This window comes from Bacillus cereus (genome assembly GCF_015071065.1).
Classification (GTDB): Bacteria; Bacillota; Bacilli; order Bacillales; family Bacillaceae_G; genus Bacillus_A; species Bacillus_A cereus_BA.
Genome location: NZ_VOVA01000005.1, coordinates 221146 through 241596 on the forward strand (window position 1 = coordinate 221146; position 20451 = coordinate 241596).

A 20451-nucleotide genomic window follows, 5' to 3' on the forward strand; every position below is an offset into this window, starting at 1 on the left:
ATTATTAAAGTTTTATCGGAGGTGTACATATGAAAAAAACAATTAGTTTCTTTCTCCTATTATTATGCTTAGTTGTAGTTAATGAAGCATATGCCTATTCACCAAAATCTTTACCAATCTCTCAAAATTCTGATCAATGGCAAGTGAATATTGATGAAGTGAAAAAAACGAGTGGAAAATTGTTGCAACCTAAAAAAGGTGTATTTCAAACATATCATTTCTCTGTAAAAAATCTTGGGAAAAATGAAGTGTATAATGTACAAGTTGAAGCTTTTCGGAATGAACCAAATACGAAAACAAAGTATGAACTCTTTTCCAGAAAAGAAGGTCGTCTAGCAAGTGAAAAAACTGGATTTGAACATGCTAATTTTCCTGTTTCCACAAAGGCAGATGAAATTGACGTTATGATTACTTGGCAAGAACATCCTTTCCAATCCATGCGAAACGGTCAAAAAGTTGAATCTAGAAAATTTAAAGAGCATTTTGTTTTTAAAGAAGAAGTAAAGTAAACTCATCAACCTTTGTTCGTAAGTCGATATATGTCCATTATCGCTGATATAATTTAATTTACTAGTACCAGTCCTCGAACAAATTAAAAACGTCGTGGCTTATAAATGCCACGACGTTTTATATTAATTCGTACTAATTCCTCTCGCTGTCCAAATTCGATCAATTTCAGCTGCGTGTTGTCCGCCGTATAAAAGAGCATCTGCTTGCTTAATCGCTTTCGCTCCATCACGGAATTTCGCATTTGGCGTTAATGACCAATGTGATTGTAAAATAATTTTTGTTGCTACATCCCGTCCAAAAGCTTGCGCCATTTCATATTGACCTTGAGCCCATATTTCCCCGTCATTATGCACTTCATTCGTTATATCTTTCGGATATACTTTATTCGTATCTAATCGGCGTAAGCACGTTGGATCTGAAGTAGAATAAGCTGTCGCATCCCATTCTCCAATGCAAGCTTTCCCGTATCCTGTCGTCGATACCGCATCTTCATAAGTAGCACCTAAGAAATCTCCAAATCCTTCTCCCATCGCTCCGCCTTCTGGGGAACTACCGAAGCCAGGTACTTGGTTATCTTGAATCGAATGTCCATATTCATGCGCGATAATGCCAGCATCTTCTGCATCATCTACTCCGCCAGTACCGAAAGTTAAAGCTTTCGTTGATGGAGAATAGAATGAATTATCGTCAGTTGTACCATTTACATTCACTTTAATCGAACGTTTATTAATATTTTGAAAGCCTAATCCTTGAATGTAACGCTGTAATGTATCAATATGATAATACGACATAACATCTTCAAAGCTATCATTTGCACGTGTATAGTTAAATTGTAAGTTTGTAGATTTCGTCTTCGCTTTTGATGAAATTGTTACATACTCCCCAATTAAAAACCCACTACCATCTAAACCTTTTAGAGTAACGGTTTTCAATTGATTCGTTAGAGCTGTTGAATCTGCATCTTTATTATCCTTTAACCCTGCTAAACTACCACTTGATACGACAGGATTAGGTAAAAATACTTTCCCTGTTCCTTCTGCTTTTCGGTTTATATCAACCTTTTTAATTAACTTTCCATTTTCCGCGTCAATAAATGTTTCCCATGCTCCGAAAGGTTTATTCGAATGGACTAAAACTTTGTATACTGGGATAGCTACTCCATCCTCAATAATATATCCAAATTCTTTCTCTGTAGGAGCCCATAGATTTTGCTCACTTTCTCCTCCAACATACGCCATTGATTTTTGTTCAGCATCTTTTTCACTAATCTTATTCGCTATTTCTTTCACACTTTGAACCGCCTGGTAATCAGACACAGCAAGTACTCCTTGTCCCTGTCCATTAATAGTAACTGTTATTTGTTTAGAAAATACAGGAGCACCATTGACTACTTGTTGGAATCTAACATATGAAGCTACTGACGTTTCTGTTGTAGAAATATATTGTAAGTCTGAAAGGTCTGCCTTCAATCCATATTCCGTAGCATGTCCTTTTAAATATTCAATTGCTTTTTTCTGTGGTGAATAAGCTTCTAGCTTTACTTGCTGTTGTTTTTCCAGTGCTGAAACAGTAGAAATTGTCCCCATTACTAATGGCACAGTCATTGCCATTGCCACCATTTTTTTGTTTAACATAGAACCACTCCCCCTAATAAATTGAAACCTTTACCCCATTCCTATAAGGCTATTTACTGTCCACAAGTAACGAAATAAAGTGAATCTACGAGTAATTCTATACGAGCAATTCTATTACCTTTACATTTAAGGTGAGTGAAATTTTCTCAATATTTATGTGTAAAATGAGAAAAATACTGTATAAATATATTTTCTTAACTTTATACTTTTTAAAATTATGTATTAAAAAATCGATATTTTTTACCTAACGGTAGGTTTAAAATAAAAATAATTCATGATATGTTTTATGAAAGGAGGCGTTACAATGAGTAAAAGTGAAGAAACACTCTCTTCAATAACAGAGGCAAGTTACCGTTTATTCGCTGAGAATGGTATTGCTAAAACAACTAACTTATTCGATGATTGCCGAGGACGTTGGTATCGCCAAGCCATCTATTTATTATTACTTTAAATCTAAAGATGCTTTAATCGAAAGTATTTTTAATGAATTATGCGAAGCGATGCAGTTCTCCTCATTCTTTCGTACAGAAGAATTTACGAAAAAGAATTTCATTGAGAAATGTATTGAAATTGGCTTTAAAATGATAGACGAACAACAGAAAGATCCTTATTTTAATCGTGTATTACAAGAATATGTATTACTATCTTCAAGAAACGATATGTACAAAGATCGATTACTAACTGTACAAACAGAATATTTAAACGGATTTGAATCACTCCTAACAAAAGCAAATGAACTTCAACTCATCCAAAATAAAAATCTAGTTTCAAAAGCTCATATGTTGGCATTAGTACTTGATAATATCGGAAACTTCATGATGTTTGATGTAAATATGAATTATAAACAAATATGGATTGAAGCTGTCCACAACATATTCGAAAAAAGTGATTCATATGAAAACTAAAAAACGAATTATCGGCTTAGATTTTGCTAGAGCGTGGGCGATGCTTGGAATGTTACTAGTTAATTTCATGGTGATAACAGGGGCGGAAGGAAATGGACCTCCTCTGTTAAAAACCTTTATGTCACTTTTTGAAGGTAGAGCTTCTGCCTTGTTTGTTATACTTGCTGGGATTGGCATAACTTTAATGACTAAATCATCTGTCGCTAGCCAAAAGAAAATAAAAATCAATACCAGCCGAATATTGATTTGGAAACGATCACTATTCTTATTTATTTTAGGATTATTATTGTATGTAATGGAATGGACGGGAGATATTTTACACTACTACGGCGTTTACCTTTTCATCGCTGCATTACTAATTACTGTACGAAGAACTATGTTAATATGGCTTTCTATCATTATTTTACTTACTGCACAATATCTCCAACTTACTTTCAACGCCTTCGAAGGATGGGGAGGCACAATTCCATTTATAAACTATATAGACTTTTGGACCTTTAAAGGATTTCTTCGCAACTTACTTTTTAATGGCTATCACCCTATTTTTCCTTGGTTTTCATTCTTCTTAATCGGTATGATAATTGGCAGATTAGATCTTCATAATAGGAAAATTAGACATAGATTTCTCTTACTCGGTATAACAGTAACGATAATTATAGAGCTGTTGTCCAAAGCATTAACTCACCTTTTTATCCCATACATTGGTGAGGAAGCATCTACATTTTTGTTTAATACAGGCCCTATTTTACCAAATATGTTATACGTCGCATCTGCTGCAGGATCCGCTATTGCTATATTAATAATTTGCCTCCATCTTACTGAAAAATATGAAGAGAATTGGTTTATTACATCCATTGTACAAACCGGCCAATTAACATTAACTCATTATGTAAGTCATGTATTTATCGGTATTGGGATATTGATTCTATTAAATAGAATGGAACATCAAACACTATTATTCGTTTTACTATTTGCTACTGGATTTTTCATTTTCAGTGTTTTATTTAGCGTGTTATGGAGAAAGAAATTTTCTAGAGGCCCTATCGAATGGATTATGAGAAAATTGGCCGGATAAAGTGAAACTTTAATCAGTGGGGGTTTTGTCCATCTCCCACTGATTATTAACCCTCACCAATCGGGCTTTTACGGGCAGCCCGACTCTCACCTCGCATTCGCCGAATTTTGAGGTGGGAGTATTACTGCCCATAAATAGCGGAATAATCTCCTAGCATGCAAAAAGGAAGTTGGAATGATTCCAACTTCCTTTTTTCTTTAATTAGCCGCGTTTAATTTAATTCGCACTTTTGTCTCACCTAAAGAAAGTTCATCGTCCTCATTCGTTAAGTGACCAAATGTAAATTGCTTGACGAGTAAGTTTTCTTCCAATAAACCTTTATGATTCGTTAACGTTTGCTGTAGTTCTTCTTCTGTATCAAGAATTACATCCACTCGTAAATTAACCGGTAAATTCAACTGCTTACGATATTCTTGAACTGCACGAATAAATTCACGTGCTACTCCTTCTTGTAACAATTCCTCAGTTACATTCGTATCTAACATAACCGTATATTGTCCGTTAGTCGTATTTGAGAATCCTGATTTCGCAACTTTCTCTACTAATACATCTTCAGCCGTGACGATTACTTCTTCCCCTGCTGTTGCTTCATATACTGTTTTCTCTGTTGATACAAAATTTTGTACTTCTTCTTGTGATAATTGTTTTAACCACCCGTTTACTGCATTCACATTTTTACCAAACTTCGGTCCCGCTGTTTTAAAATTCAACTTTAATTGATATGATGTGTATTTCGATTCATCCAGTTCAACATGGAATGCTTTCACATTTAGCTCATCCATTACGATATCACGATAAGATTCCCAATCGATATCATTTTCGTTATGCTCAAGTAATACCAGCTCTGCTAACGGCTGTTTTACTTTTAATGAATGTTGATTACGATTACTTCTTCCAAGTTCAACAACTTGTAAAACAGCATCCATTTCTGCTTCTAACTCAGGCTGGATAAGTGATTCGTCTACAACCGGATAATCTGCTAAATGAACGCTGCTTCCTTCTAAATTCAGATGAATATCCTCCGCTACAAACGGTGTAAATGGTGCGATTAATTTACTAATTGTTACAAGCACTTCATGAAGTGTTTCATACGCAGCTGCTTTTTCAGGATTCATACCAGATTCCCAAAAACGATTGCGTGAACGTCTTACATACCAGTTACTCACTTCATCTACAAGAGCAGCAATTTCACGAGCTGCATTCGTAAATTGATAATCATCAAGTGCAGTTCTTACCTTTCTCGTTGTGCTATGCAATCTTGATAACACCCATTCATCTAATTTCGTACGTTTAATTTCATACTTTTCTTTCGGATTATATTCATCTAAACTTGCATATAAAACATAGAAGCTATACACATTGACTAACGTATCTACAAATTTAGATTTCGCTTCTTGTACTGTTCTTTCAGAAAATCGTTTCGCATTCCACGGCGCACTATCAACGAGTAGAGCCCACCTTAAAGCGTCAGCACCAAACTTCTCTACTAAATCAACAGGATCTAGTGCATTCCCTTTACTTTTAGACATTTTCTGTCCTTCTTCATCTAGAACATGCCCTAATGATAATACTCGTTTATATGGTACTTTCCCTGTATATAGTGCTGATACCGCTAATAAACTATAAAACCAGCCGCGTGTTTGATCAATTCCCTCCGCAATTACATCTGCTGGAAACTGTTCTTCAAATAACGCTTTATTTTCAAACGGGTAATGATATTGCGCAAAAGGCATGGAACCACTATCAAACCAAACATCAATTACTTCTGGTGTTCGATTCATTGTACTTCCGCATTTCCCGCAGCACACTTGTACTTCATCTACATATGGCTTATGCAATTCTAAATCTTCAGGTGTTTCTTTTGTACTATGCTTTCTTAATTCAGCAATACTTTTCGGTGAAAATTGATGATCACAACTTTCACATTCCCATACGTTTAACGGTGTTCCCCAATATCTATTTCGGCTAATATTCCAGTCCACCATATTTTCTAAAAACTTACCAAAGCGTCCGTACTTCATATGATCTGGATACCACGTGACAGAATCATTATTTTGTAAAAATGTTTCTTTAATCTCAGTAGTGCGGATTAACCAGCTTTCTCCTGCATAATAAAGTAACGGTGAATCACAGCGCCAACAGTGTGGATAGCTATGCTCATATTTTTCTTTATGATATAGTAAACCTTCCTTCGCTAAATAACGAACGATATCAACGTCACAATCTTTTACAAATTTCCCTTTCAAAAATGGTACTGCTTCTGTATACTCACCTTTTTCATCTACAACATGTAAGAACGATAACCCTTCACTTTGAACGACTTTATAATCGTCCTCCCCATATGCTGGAGCGATATGAACGAGTCCTGTACCACTATCTGCAGTTACAAAATCTGCTGCAATTACGTGGTACCCATTTGTAACTTCCTTCATCGGAAACGGTGCTGTATATGAAATATTTAATAATTCTTCTCCTTTATGAACAGAGACTACTTCATAATCTTCTTTTAGCACTTCTTGCACACGATCTTTTGCAACAATGTATACATACCCTTCTTGTTTCACTTTAACGTATTCCATATTTGGATGTACGGCAAGTGCAACATTTGCGGGGAGTGTCCACGGTGTTGTCGTCCATCCAAGGAAATATTCATTTTCACTATCTTTCACTTTAAACTTAACTGTCGCGCTTAAATCTTTCACTGTTTTATACCCTTGTGCAACTTCATGTGAACTAAGAGATGTTTGACAGCTTGGACAGTACGGTGAAACTCTATGCCCTTTATATAACAAACCTTTTTCATGAATCGTCCCTAAAATATTCCATACACTTTCGATATATGGATTCTCTAGAGTAACATACGGATCATCCATATCTACCCAATATCCAATGCTCTCCGTGAATTCACGCCACTGCTTCTCATATGTGAATACACTCTCTTTACACTTTTGAATAAATGGTTCAATTCCGTACTCTTCGATTTCATGTTTACCTGAAATACCAAGCTGTTTTTCTACGCCTAATTCTACAGGTAATCCATGTGTATCCCATCCGGCTTTTCTTAAAACTTTATATCCAGCCATCGTTTTATATCTCGCTACTAAATCTTTAATTGCCCGCCCAAGTGCATGGCCGACGTGTGGTAATCCGTTCGCAGTTGGTGGCCCTTCATAAAACACAAAAGATTGTGCACCTTCTCGATTCTGAATTGATTGCTCGAAAATACTTTGTTCGTTCCACTGCTTACGAATACGTGTTTCTCTCCCTACAGCTGACTCTTTTACATCTACTTTTTTCATGTACAATCACTCCTTTGAATTTTTTAAAAGCACACAAAAAACCCGTCCCTATGAAGTAGGGACGGGTTTACCCGCGTTACCACCCTAATTCTATTAGCTTTTCACTAATAGCACTTAGCAACGTACTAACATACGCGTTCTTTGTAACGGTAGACATCCGTCCGAGCTTACTTTATTCAGCCACGGCTCCTCGGAGATGATTTTCAAATAACGTCTGCACACCGGATTTCAGCAATACACCGGCTCTCTGGGGAACAGCTCACTATTTTACTCTTTCTCGTCTTCAGATTTGTATACTTTATTAAAAGTTATTTTATGTCATTCAACAATTAATTGTCAACCAATTCAAAACATATTTTTATTTATACCCTCTTGCTCTATTCTTATACAATTACTTTTCAAATTCTCGCAATCCAGCTAAATCTTCATCTTCCTCTGCAAGTTCAGCGAAAAATCCTGTTTCATCTTCACGAAGCACAATTTCAAGTTCATCTCTTGCCTCTTCATTTCTGTTTAATAATGTTAAATAACAAGCATGATCATATCTTGCTAACAAGTTAGTAGCATCAATTGCTAATATTTCACTTGTTATTTTTTCTGCCTTTGTCGTTTGCCCATCTCTATGATACGAAGATGCTAAAGCTAGAAGAATTGCCGTTTCATTTGGATGATGTATAGAAGCATCTTCTAATAAATAAATCGCATCCTCATACCTCTCTTGACTTTGATATACTTCTGCTAAAGCAAGGAATCCTCTACTTACAAATGGTATTTTCTCAATTAATTGCAAGTAAATTTTTTCGGCTTTTCTCCCTTCTCCGGTCTTACATAATACATTCGCTTGTAAAAGAAGAGTATCATAATCATCCGGTAGCTCTCGAACCATTTGTTTCGTTAATTCAAAAGCATCTCGTAACATAGCTTCTTCTTCACACTCAATGAAAAGATTTACAAGTTGCTTCGCTACGTCATAATCCCACTTATTTTCTAACGATGTTTGTAAAATCTCTATCGCTTCTTTATTCATCGCCGCATTCTCATAAAATATTGCGAAACGCTGCGCTACCATACTATTTTTTGGGTTTAACTTCAAGGAGATTTCAAATAAATCAATAATAACTGTAATCATTGAAATTTCCTGCGCACGATTTTTCATGCGATAAAATGCTCTTGTAAATATAGATTTTTTCGGTTGCTCATTTTGCTGCCTTTCTACTAATCTTTCGGCAACCGCAGTAGCTGCATACATAAATGCTGTACTTCTTTCTGCTTTTTTCACCTTTAGCGTATGAAGTACGTCTCGTATTTGGGATAATTTTTTATGTTGTTCCATTGCTTTTACGTACACACCAAATATACGTTCACTTTCCAAATCTTTATGCATTACTTTCAGCGCAACTTCGATTGCTTCTGCACTCTGCTTTTTAACTAGCACTTTCGCATAATGATATAGTACTTCCACATGCTCTTCATCTATTTTCATTGCATATTCGATATATTCTTTTTCTTTATCTATGTCATTCATCGCGCCAAACACGTATGCAATCGCATCTAAACGCCATGTTTCAGGAACTTCTTCCGCTAATTTTTCTAATTCAACTAGCAATTCTTCCTGAAGATTCATTTCTAATGAAAGCTGCGCTAAATATTCCATATTTATATGCATTGGTTCTTCTTTCATCGCCTGGACCATATGATTTTGTTCTTTGGAACGATTCTCTTCTTTTTCGTATATTTCAGCAAGCTGCAAATGTACACCTAAGAAATTCTTATCCATTTCTAAACATGTTTCATACGCATGCTTCGCTTCTTGAAATTGTCCTAACGCCATGAATGTTTCACCGATACGGAAATACGGCAATGAATCTTGTTTTTTCTTAAGTGCATCATTATACCGTTTTATCGCCTGATCATACTGTCCAATAGATTCATATAAAACACCAGCGTAACAACCGTATTCAATTACATCCGCTTTTTCTTTTTCTAACGTTCTTAAAAATGCTATGCCTCGTTGTACAAAAGCTGTGTCTTTTATTCGATTTACATACTCATCCAACACGCTCGCTATATTAGCGTATACTCTTCGTATACCATTCTCTAATTTAGAAAGTGCAAGTTTTAACTCTTTTTCATCCTCGCCTAATGCAATTTCAGCATCCCATAGCACCATGCCAGCATTCATAAGGAAATCTTGATTGTCTTCAAATTGCTTATTGATACTAACAAGATAGTTTTTTGCATCCTTATATTGTTCTTTTGCCATATAAACTTGAATTAAACCGAAATGGGAATATACATCTTCATTATTTTCTTCTAAAGAACGCTTATATATAGTTTCCGCTTCTTCAAGTTCATCATTTTGAAAATGCACATCTCCTAAACGAACATATAAAGATGCCTGATCTTCACAATTTTGAATTCCTTGTAATAGAATTTCCTTCGTACTTTTCTCATCATCCAAATCTGATTCATAGATTTCCGAAAGCTTCGTATATAAATACGCTGCCGTTTTATCTAATTGAATCGCTACTTTAAGTCCTTTTACCGCCAAATAAACTTTCCCTAAATGCTGAGCACATCTTGCACGTTCATACCATATGTGAGCTTCATACTTATATTCTTTTAGTAAATCATTAAAGAATCCATATGCTTCTTCATATCGTTCTAAATCTATTAAAATTAAACCGTGATTTACAAGTGTAAACCTTTCTGGGCTACGTTCTATAGCTGTTAAAGAATACTCTAGCCCCTTTTCGGATTGATCCATATACATGTATGATAATGCTAAGAAACTCCACGCAACTGGTTGATCTGCATCCAATTGTAATGATGAACGAAAACTAGCAATCGCTTCTGCATAATTATCTTGCTCAAAAGAATAACGTCCATTTATAAAATGATACAACGCTTGATTGCTTTTCTTCTCCACACTTTGAAGCATATGTCCTGCTTTTTCCATATCTTGCAGACGAATAAAACACTGTGCACTATGCAATTTCACAAAGTCAGAGCTCGGAAACTTTTCCATTAATTTTTCTATACAAAACTGAATAAAATCTTTATCTACTTCAGCATCTAAATGTTTAATCGTATATAGCCAAGTGTTTGGATTTTCACTTGTTTCTTTTAAAAATAGTACTAACTTTTCAATTCCCTCTTTATCTTGCTCAGCTAAATGATCTGTAAGAGAAAAGATTGTTTTATAATAAGTGTGTTCTTCCTCATTTAAAAATGAAAGTTGTTCCATTCTATCTTTTGGTATAAACGTAATAGCTAAACAATCTGTATAACGATATTTTTCTTGCAACTTATCATATTCCACAAGAATCGGTTCCAAGAAATTCGGATCTTGAATATAAAAAGCTTGCAGTACATCGTCATAACCAGAAAGCACTTGTACATGGGAAGCGTGCTCAATATCTATACTTAATAAAACGGGAATACCTTGATTGAGTAACTTCTTATAATTTTCCTCATTCCCTTGAAAATAACGATATTCGTAACCTTGCTCTTCTATATATGTAACTGTATCTGAAAACTTAGAACCTGTTACATCAAAAATATGTTGTGCAATTTCATCTTGCGTACGTTTTTCTCCCCATACCCCTAACATCATTTCCAAACTAGTCGGAACGCAATAGTTATCCTTTTGTACAACCGGAACTATCGGTAAGCGCACCTTTTTTCCATCAGGATTTTTTTCTATATGATGATATAGAGAATTTTTTAAACTCTTTTCACTTTTCAATAGTGCTTGCAAATCGTGAATATTATTCATCTTATAAAATGCTTCTGCACGTAAATGTATAAAATAAGTTGTATATGCATGATGCGGAAGCATATGATTAATTTTATCTATTACCACTAACATTTCTTCATAGCGCTCTAAATCTAATAAATATTTTACTTTTTCAAAATAGAAATATGGTACTTGAGGGAACTTTGCAATCGCATCATTAATGAGTTGTAATGCTCGCTGCTGTTCACCTTTATATGCATATAATTGCGCTAATAAGTACGTAGCTAACTCTTCACAATCTTTATGCTGCTGACCGGATAAAAGTTGTTCCTCTGCTTTCTCCCACTCACCAGTCTGTATAAATAAGTAACCCCATTTATCAAAAACTGCACGCGTACTATGCTTTTCCGCCTTTTGCATATAGGCATAAGCCTCTTCATTGCGCTTCATATCTAACAAACATCTAACTAACGTAAAATATGCTTTCGTTAAAACATCCGCATCAGTTTCCTCTTCATTTACCTCTTCCAAAGAATCTTTTAATAATTGTTCAGCATCAAGGATTTTACGCTCATCAATTAACTCATCACAATATAAAGAGAGCGTTCTCATATTTGGGAATTTTTTATACGTATAACGAATTAAAAAAGAGCTATATTGATGCATCAACCCTTCATCAGCAAGACGAATTAACGTATCAAACTCCTTGGGTGACGAGACGTTAGAAAGCCAGTTCTTCACGTATGATAACTTATTCGTTTCTTTTATATGTGCAATTTCATTATTTATCTCATGTAATCCATCTACAAATCTCTTTTCTTTCAAACAAATTTCTAATTGTTTAAAATCTAGCATGCATTCACCTCAAATTATTATTTATACTGCCATTTGCAAGCAGTATTCTAACCTACTTGCTTAGATTTTACACATCATATAGTATGCATTCAACTAAAACCTCATATAATGAACGATATTATTTAATATTATTCAAGTTTATAACTAAATATCTTAAAACGATACTTTTTCTCGTTATATTGTTTAATTTGACGAAATAACATGTATTATTCGAAGATGGGTTTTATCTTCTTTTTTGAGGCTTCATTCAGTGAATGAAATTATATCAACGATTTCCTGAATATATCTATCGTAACTCAAAAAATATCAATGACTCGACAAGATATATCGATTTACCGACAAAAACGCCAATCATCCTCTCTACAAATATTTTAATTGATTTCGCAACAAAATTATAGAGTTCTTACACTTCGTATCATATAACTCCTTATAGTTAAGAGGTTTATTCAAAAAAGCAAAAAAACAAACCGAATAAATGATTCATCCGGTTTGTCTTTTTGTTTCTATATTACACTTTATTTTGTATATATCATTCACAGTTCATTACCAAAGTAACGTATATAATTGTCATTATACATTAAGTGGATTCTTTCCATTTCTTTTTACATCTCCTCAGGAGCCTCCACCCCAAGTAAACGTAATCCTTCTTTTAATACAACCGTCACAGCATAAGCTAATGCGAGTCTACTCTCTTTCTCTTCGTTCTCTTCTAATATACGAACATTACCGTAATATTTATTGAACGCTTGTGCTACATCTAATACGTATTTTGAAATAATAGATGGCTCATTTTTGTTGAAGGCCGCTTCAATTACTTGCGGGAATTTGTTGAGTAATTTTACTACACTCCAGCTATAATCATCTTTTAATGCAAAAGTACACGTTTCAAATTCGACACTTTCTTTTCTTAAAATAGAGCAAGCACGCGCGTGTGTATATTGTACGTACGGTCCTGTTTCTCCTTCAAATTTCAACATATTTTCTAATGAGAATTCGATATTATGCATACGCTCATTTTTCAAATCGTGGAAAATGACTGCCCCAACACCGACTTGTTTTGCCACTTCTTCTTTTTGTTTTAAATTAGGGTTTTTCTCTTCAATATTTTGTTTCGCAAGTGCAACAGCTTCTTCTAGCACTTCTTCTAATAAAATAATTCTGCCCTTTCGTGTCGACATTTTCTTACCATCTTTTAATATGAACCCGAACGGTACATGTTCCATACCATCGACCCAGTCATAACCCAGCTTTTTTAATACAGTGAAAAATTGATTGAAATGTAAGCTTTGTTCTGGGCCTACAACATATAACGCTTTATCAAATTCGTATGTGTTTTGACGATACAAAGCCGCTGTTAAATCACGTGTTGCGTAAATAGTTGCACCATCTGATTTTCTAATTAAACATGGCGGCATACCTTCTTCTTCTAAATTAACGACTAATGCCCCTTCTGATTCTTCCAGTAAGTCGTGCTCTTCTAAAATCCCAATAAAATCTTCCATTTTATCGTTATAGAAAGCTTCTCCTTGAAAGTTTGTAAATTCCACACCGAGAAGTTCATAAATACGAGAAAATTCTTTTAAAGACTCATGACGGAACCAATTCCAAAGTTCGACTGCTTCTTCATTTCCTTCTTCTAGTTTTTTAAACCATGATCGTCCTTCTTCTTCTAGTTCTTTGTTCTCTTTTACTTCTTCATGAAACTGAACATATAACTTAAATAACTCACGTATCGGATCCTCTTTAACTACTTCTTCATTTCCCCATTTTTTATATGCGGTAATTAACTTTCCAAACTGTGTTCCCCAATCGCCAATATAATTGATTCCTACAACTTCATATCCACATTTTTCAGCGATATGTTTCAGCGAATTTCCAATCATTGTAGAACGTAAATGCCCCATTGAAAAAGGTTTCGCGATATTAGGCGAAGAATAATCGATTACTACCGTTTTTTCACATCCAAAGTGGTTTTGACCGTACTCTTTTTTCTCCGCTAAAATCGTTTTTAATACTGCGTCAATTACAGTTTCACGATTGAAAAATACATTTACATAAGGACCAACAGCTTCTACTTTCGTAAAGAACGGATCATTTAATTTCTCTGCAATTTCCTTCGCGATAATGGCTGGTGATTTTTTATATTGCTTCGCAAGTGAAAAACACGGGAACGCTGCATCACCGAATTCATCTTGTTTTGGTGTTTCGATTAAATCTAAAATTTGATTTTGCGTTAATTCGTTCGTAATAATATTTGATAAGCTCTTCGCAAACTGCGTTTTATATTCCATACTGTAACCTCCTTATTTTTTAAAACACAAAAAACTCGTCTCTAAAAAAGAGACGAGTTTTAACCCGTGGTACCACCCTTGTTGTTCATTCCGAACCACTTTCCCGTTTATAACGAGGACAGGGGGCCTCGGCTTACTCTACTATTCATTCAAGAAGCATCTCCGAAGTGCGCTTCATCTTTTTCTTCCGCACTAGGCTCACACCATCCCTAGCTCGCTTTCCTTCTGAAAAAGACTACTCTCTTCATCACAGACGGTATATTTAATTAATTATTGCTTATTATACATCTTTTCAAACAATTAGCAAGGGGCAATTACACCAAAATGAAACTTTGCACTTTTTCTTTTGTATACGTGAAAATTGTGTTTTTCAAATCTAGAACTACGGAAATGATCTTTCAGAACGACACGCTTTCTCGCCACACGCTTCGCTTCCACAATTGTTTCATCAGTAATATCATGATACAAAGCAAAGTGTTTTAACCCTTTAATTCCATCTGATTCTATGACAGTTTCTTCAAACATCGGATCAAGGTAAACAACATCATAGCTACTATCTTCACATTGTGTTAAAAATGCGAAATGCTCGGTTTGTTTTACATCGATTCTTTGCATTGCCTCATCAATTTCAGAAACGGATGAAGCCCAAGTTTTTAAACCACTTTTCATGATATAAGCCATATATTCATTTCCTTCAAGTCCTGTTACTTTTCCACTTTCACCAACAATATAGCTAGCTACAATACTATCTGATGCCATACCGAGCGTACAATCTAATACCGTCATTCCATTTTCTAATTTAGCAGCTTGTACAAACGGATCGTGTTCTCCGCGCATTAACCTTTTCACACGAAACATTGCTGAGTTTGGATGAAAGAAAAAAGACTCTTCCGTACCTTTTGGATAAATAGCTAATCGGTTCTTCCCTGCGACAAGCACATCTTGTTCATACTGCTCATGCAGTTTGTGCACAGGTATATCATTACGTAAAACGAAAGAACAATTTAATTCTTCCGCTACCTTATTTGCATAAGCCGTCATTTCTTTATTTGTTCTTCCTGCTGTTGTTACTATCATTTTTTCACCTCTATATAAAGAAAAGAGGGAGATTCACTCTCCCCCTACTTTAGCAATTCTTTTCGAAAGCTTGTTCTAAGTTTGTAATAATTTCGTCCATAGTTGCACCTTCAATTTCATGACGGTGAATGAAGTGAACAACTTCTTTTCCTTTTAGTAATGCCATAGATGGTGAAGATGGAGGAATTTCTCCGAAGTATTCACGCATTTTTGCAGTAGCATCTTTATCTTGACCTGCAAATACAGTTACAAGATGCTCAGGTTGTTTTTCAGCACGAACAACCGCTTGACCAGCTGATGGGCGTGCTAAGCCAGCTGCACAACCACAAACAGAGTTTACAACTACTAAAGTTGTACCTGTTGCGTTTTCCATAAATTCTGTAACAGCTTCTTCTGTAGTTAACTCTTCAAATCCAGAACGCACTAATTCTTGGCGCATTGGAATTACCATTTGGCGCATATATTCTTCATAAGCATTTGACATCTTGTAATCTCTCCTTCAACTTTCATTCCAAATTCATCATATCACGCTCTATTAATAGGTGCAAAAGAAAGATAATGATGATTTCATTTTTTTGTAGGGATTTCACAAACCCCTTCACGGCAATGTCCAACTGGGGCAAGTTTTCTATTGTTAGCGATATATTCGTATACTTTACTTCCAAATCCGAGTACGATAGATAGTTTTATAAAAGGCACTGCAAACCAATAAGATGGGACAGCCTTTGCTAATACGTTAATGCTATGAATTCCGTCATACCACTTATTATTTTTTAAAATATACAATCTTTGTTCCATCTTACTTTGTAATGCCTGAGAAAGTTCATACTTCTCAACTACATCTTCATCGCGAAATGAAACAAATTTCATCTTACCCTTTTTATCTAATTTTTTCGTACGCTCTGCAACTGCTGTACACATCGGACACCAACTATCATAGAAAACAATCATAAACTATTCCCCTTTACGAGACTCCGTCATTTGCTTCCATACTGATCCTTTTGCTTCTTCGCCGCCTTCAATACGTTCTAAAGCTAAACGCGCTTGCATCGCCACTTCAAACTCTGGATCATCTTGCGCTGCTTTTAATGCTGGAATTGCACTTTCATCACCAAGTTCAAATAAGAACATTGCCGCACGCCAACGTACTAATTTACTTGAATCTTTCAGAGATTTAATCATAACGAACATCGCTGCTGGGTCACCTACGTCCGATAAGCAATCTCCCGCTGTACGGCGAACACTTACAGAACGATCTAATAACGCTTTATATAATAACGGCAATACTCCATCACCTTTTACCATACCTAAATAAGCTGTTGCTAAACGGCGGATTGATACTTTCTCATCGTCTAGCACCATTTTCAATACCGTCATATCCTCTTCCGTTGGATCCATTTGTTCTAAAGCTGCAAAACGGTTTTTCCAGTCAGAATCTTTCATCATCGCTTCTGTTACTTTATATGGCTCACGCTTTTGAATCGTTACTTCAACAGCACCTGCTTGATCTAATAATTCTTTAACCGTTTGATTTACACGTTCTTCTGAATAAGCAGCAACAATTTCTTCTACTACTTCTTTCCCGATTTCTTCAAAATTACCGTAACGTGTACTTTGTTCTACCCATTTACGCTCTTTCACAACGTTAGGTGCAGACATTTGCACTTTCATAATTGATTCTTTAAAACGATCAGGTAAGCCAACACGCTCTTCTGTCGTTCCATCTGTTAACTTCACTTGCATCGGAATTGTAAAGAACATTTGAACAAACACTTTTACTTCTCCAAAATGAGAAAGTTGCTGTTCTTCACTTTCTTCTACTACTTCTTCTCCAAATACAGCACGTACCTGTTGTAATAAAACTTTCCAGTCATACTTCGCATTTCGTTCAACTGCTAAAAAGTCTGCTACATGATACACACCTTTAATGCCTTCAATTTTCAAAATTTCTTGCACTTGCACTGGTGCGTGTTCTTTATTTTCATTTGTATAATTATTACGTGCCCCTGATGGTAATACTTCATTCAAAATAACTTTCATTGTATTTGGACTTGGCGTCGGTTCAATTGCTTTAATTTTCACGTAAAATAACTCTCCTTTATTGCTTGTTCTTAGCTGTATTGTAACATGTTATCACTCTATACTCCTACTCGGATGCTTAATTTTACTAATTCCTTTTCTACATTTTATAGAAGTTTAATTATTTCTATTTTCACCTATTCGTTCGAAACTATAGTTAAAAGTCTAATTGACAATAACCCAAAAAGGTATTAACCTTAACTCATAAAATGACCTCGGTCATTTTATGAACGAAGTCATTTAAGTGTGGAGGGATAACAAATGAATAATGTCATAATTATTGGTGGTGGTATTGCTGGTCTTTGCGCAGCAATCTCCTTACAAAAAACAGGATTAAATGTAAAAGTGTATGACAAAAATATTGAACCTACTGTTGCTGGTGCAGGTATTATCATTGCCCCAAATGCAATGCAGGCACTTGAACCATACGGAATTTCTGAGCAAATAAAAAAATTAGGGAACGAAAGTGACGGTTTTAACCTTGTGTCAGAAAAAGGATCTATATTAAGTAAATTGACCATTCCAACTTGTTATCCAAAAATGGACTCCATTCATAGAAAAGATTTACATCAATTGCTTCTTTCAGCACTACAAAAAGGTACTGTCGAATGGGGAAAAGAATGCGTAAAAATAGACCAAAATGAAGAAAACGCCTTAAAAATATTATTTCAAGATGGTAGTGAAGCACTCGGTAATATACTCATTGCTGCTGATGGTATTCATTCTGTCGTTCGAAAACAAGTAACACAAAGCGATGGTTATCGTTATGCCGGATATACGTGTTGGCGCGGCGTAACTCCAGCTCATAATCTTTCTTTAACAAATGATTTTATTGAAACTTGGGGAACAAACGGTAGATTTGGTATCGTCCCTCTTCCCAACAACGAAGTATACTGGTATGCGCTCATAAACGCTAAAGCTAGAGATCCAAAATACAAAACTTACACAACAGCAGATTTATATAATCATTTCAAAAATTACCATAGTCCTATCCCAGATATTTTAAACAATGCATCAGACGTTACTATGATTCATCGTGATATTGTAGACATCAATCCAATGAAACAATTTTTTGACAAACGCATCGTCTTTATTGGGGATGCTGCCCATGCACTTACACCTAATTTAGGTCAAGGAGCTTGTCAGGCAATTGAAGATGCTATTATATTGGCTGAATGTATCAAAAGAAACGCCCACTATCGTCAAGCATTTATAGAATACGAACAAAAAAGACGAGCACGAATTGAAATAATCTCAAATACTGCGTGGAAAGTTGGAAAAATGGCGCAAATAGAGAGTAAACCTTTAGCTATACTAAGAAACCAAGTAATGAAACGTATCCCAAAATGGGTTTCTGAAAAACAAGCTCATGAACTATACAGTTTTCATTTATAACAAAAAACTATAACGAAAAGTGGCGAAAAGTATGAACAGAATTCTTTCTATCCTTCTTTCAACTGCATTAATTATTAATTTACTTGGGTGTACTTCTTCTCCTTCAAATAAAGAAGTTTCAAAACTAGCATTGAAAACAGATGAAATAACAGATGTAAAGTTGTTAAATGTGAAGGAAAATAATACAGTAAAAGCCGAAACAAATAATAAAGGGTTTATTGTACAAATGCTTAAGTCTATTCAAGCAGGTACACCTAAAGAGGTTTCTTTAATTAAACAAACTATGGAATCCGTATCAAGTAAAATGGAAATTGTATATGAAGATCAATCTATAAAAACTTTATTAATTTTGGTAAATGATGACGATACAATTACAATAATGGAAAACTCTAACCCTACATCCACAAAGGGCGTTCAAATACAACACGACCCAAACACTCCCATGATTGTATTAAACTTCATTAAACAGTAAATTTGTTTATGAAATACAATTTCGTTTGAGATTATCTAATAAACAGATATAATTGTTTGTGTTAGGAGTAGATTATATGCTTAGAGAAACGAGAAAAAAAGAATTAAAAGAACTTATATTCCTAAAAGCAGTACAACTCTTTCAAGAACGTGGGTACGAAAATGTAACGGTTCAAGATATTACTACTGCATGCGGGATTGCAAAAGGAACTTTCTTCAACTACTTTCCGAAAAAAGAAAACATATTATTATTTTTAGGTGATTCTCAAATTGAACTATGGAATGAAAGTTTAAAAACATATGCAAATGTGGAACATCCGAAAGAGCGAATCAAACTTGTTTTAGGAGATTTACTGGATCGATTTACTGGACATGGTGAATTAATGAAGCATGCCGTCTTTGAAATTATTAAATCTAACTACTTAGTAGAAAATGAGTTAAAAAGTATACACCAGCTACAAGAAAGTTTGTCTTCTATTATTACAGAAGCGAAAGAGACAGGAACATTACACAGTCCATGGGATACAAATATCATCACTTCTACTATTATGAGTACTTATTTTTATACACTAATGTCCCACTCGCTATTACATGCTAATGAAACAAGTGCGAAAAATATACTTAATCAACAGTTGGATATTGTTTGGGAAGGTATCAATCAAAAATAAAAGAGGGCTCTGCTACAAAGCCCTCTTTTATTTTAATACTCCTTATTTCTTATGCGATGCCCCCTCCCGCCTTCTCTCTAAAAATGTAATACTCTCAGTCACAACTTCAGTTCTATATACTCTCTTTCCTTGCTCATCATCATAATTACTCGTATGAATACGCCCGGTAATCCCAACAAGTGAGCCCTTCATACAATATTCTGTTACATTTTCAGCCGATCTTCTCCATACGACACAATTTATAAAATCAACTTGTTGTTCACCTAAACTATTTCGAAATCCTCTATTCACTGCAACACATATTCGTGCATACGCGACTCCTTGTTTTGTGTAGTATAATTCTGGCTCCTTTGTCAATCTACCGATTAATACAACTCGATTCATCATAAGTTATACCACCTCACATGTTTTTCTTCATTGTAAAGAAAAATATTTGAAGGATAAAATGTGCAA

Annotated in this window: 14 protein-coding genes, 1 pseudogene and 2 other annotated features; of the genes and pseudogenes, 6 read left to right on the forward strand and 9 right to left on the reverse strand. The window is 35.0% G+C overall.

What is annotated here, in order from left to right; genetic code table 11:
* The first annotated feature begins 29 nt into the window (after window positions 1-29).
* Window positions 30-509: a hypothetical protein gene (locus FT637_RS16520; protein WP_193647210.1), complete on the forward strand. Its 480-nt coding sequence runs from the start codon at window positions 30-32 to the stop codon at window positions 507-509.
* Window positions 510-632: 123 nt separating this feature from the next.
* On the opposite strand, the gene FT637_RS16525 is transcribed toward FT637_RS16520, so the two are convergent.
* Window positions 633-2144: a M36 family metallopeptidase gene (locus FT637_RS16525; protein WP_193647211.1), complete on the reverse strand. Its 1512-nt coding sequence runs from the start codon at window positions 2142-2144 to the stop codon at window positions 633-635.
* 304 nt (window positions 2145-2448) lie between these two features.
* On the opposite strand from FT637_RS16525, the pseudogene FT637_RS16530 reads away from it, so the two are divergent.
* Window positions 2449-3049, forward strand: a pseudogene (locus FT637_RS16530) (TetR/AcrR family transcriptional regulator).
* Window positions 3039-4124: a DUF418 domain-containing protein gene (locus FT637_RS16535; protein WP_193647212.1), complete on the forward strand. Its 1086-nt coding sequence runs from the start codon at window positions 3039-3041 to the stop codon at window positions 4122-4124. The pseudogene FT637_RS16530 and the gene FT637_RS16535 overlap by 11 nt, the downstream one beginning before the upstream one ends.
* 197 nt (window positions 4125-4321) lie before the next feature.
* Here FT637_RS16535 and ileS read toward each other — a convergent pair whose 3' ends face one another.
* From ileS to FT637_RS16570, 7 genes are all read right to left on the reverse strand, one after another.
* The gene (ileS, locus tag FT637_RS16540) at window positions 4322-7423 is read right to left on the reverse strand and encodes an isoleucine--tRNA ligase (protein ID WP_193647213.1); all 3102 of its coding nucleotides are present in this window, start codon (window positions 7421-7423) and stop codon (window positions 4322-4324) included.
* Window positions 7424-7477: 54 nt separating this feature from the next.
* Window positions 7478-7716 (reverse strand) — a binding site (T-box leader).
* 98 nt (window positions 7717-7814) lie between these two features.
* Entirely contained in the window at window positions 7815-12017 is a 4203-nt protein-coding gene (locus FT637_RS16545) for a tetratricopeptide repeat protein (RefSeq protein WP_193647214.1), read from the reverse strand.
* A gap of 602 nt (window positions 12018-12619) precedes the next feature.
* Complete coding sequence (gene argS / locus FT637_RS16550; RefSeq protein ID WP_193647215.1) at window positions 12620-14308, reverse strand: arginine--tRNA ligase; 1689 nt, start codon at window positions 14306-14308, stop codon at window positions 12620-12622.
* A 45-nt stretch (window positions 14309-14353) separates the two neighbouring features.
* Window positions 14354-14568 (reverse strand) — a binding site (T-box leader).
* 40 nt (window positions 14569-14608) lie between these two features.
* Window positions 14609-15385 (reverse strand): class I SAM-dependent methyltransferase, encoded by a 777-nt coding sequence (locus FT637_RS16555; RefSeq protein WP_193647216.1) that lies wholly within the window; start codon window positions 15383-15385, stop codon window positions 14609-14611.
* A 49-nt stretch (window positions 15386-15434) separates the two neighbouring features.
* Window positions 15435-15869 (reverse strand): BrxA/BrxB family bacilliredoxin, encoded by a 435-nt coding sequence (locus FT637_RS16560; protein ID WP_002148361.1) that lies wholly within the window; start codon window positions 15867-15869, stop codon window positions 15435-15437.
* Between the two features lie 83 nt (window positions 15870-15952).
* Window positions 15953-16336 (reverse strand): thiol-disulfide oxidoreductase DCC family protein, encoded by a 384-nt coding sequence (locus FT637_RS16565; protein WP_193647217.1) that lies wholly within the window; start codon window positions 16334-16336, stop codon window positions 15953-15955.
* 3 nt (window positions 16337-16339) lie between these two features.
* The gene (locus FT637_RS16570; protein ID WP_193647218.1) at window positions 16340-17467 is read right to left on the reverse strand and encodes a conserved virulence factor C family protein; all 1128 of its coding nucleotides are present in this window, start codon (window positions 17465-17467) and stop codon (window positions 16340-16342) included.
* A gap of 258 nt (window positions 17468-17725) precedes the next feature.
* Between FT637_RS16570 and FT637_RS16575 the strand changes: the two genes are divergently transcribed.
* The 3 genes from FT637_RS16575 to FT637_RS16585 all read left to right on the forward strand — a co-directional run bounded on the left by FT637_RS16575 (window position 17726) and on the right by FT637_RS16585 (window position 19998).
* A complete protein-coding gene (locus FT637_RS16575; protein WP_193647219.1) occupies window positions 17726-18859 on the forward strand; it encodes an FAD-dependent oxidoreductase in 1134 nt (377 codons plus the stop codon).
* Window positions 18860-18890: 31 nt separating this feature from the next.
* The gene (locus FT637_RS16580) at window positions 18891-19331 is read left to right on the forward strand and encodes a hypothetical protein (RefSeq protein ID WP_227493834.1); all 441 of its coding nucleotides are present in this window, start codon (window positions 18891-18893) and stop codon (window positions 19329-19331) included.
* Between the two features lie 76 nt (window positions 19332-19407).
* Window positions 19408-19998 carry a TetR/AcrR family transcriptional regulator gene (locus FT637_RS16585; protein WP_193647220.1) on the forward strand — a complete coding sequence of 197 codons (591 nt, stop codon included), beginning with the start codon at window positions 19408-19410 and terminating at the stop codon, window positions 19996-19998.
* A gap of 42 nt (window positions 19999-20040) precedes the next feature.
* Here the strand turns inward: FT637_RS16585 and FT637_RS16590 are convergent, their stop codons facing one another.
* Complete coding sequence (locus FT637_RS16590) at window positions 20041-20385, reverse strand: single-stranded DNA-binding protein (RefSeq protein WP_193647221.1); 345 nt, start codon at window positions 20383-20385, stop codon at window positions 20041-20043.
* Between the last annotated feature and the right edge of the window lie 66 nt (window positions 20386-20451).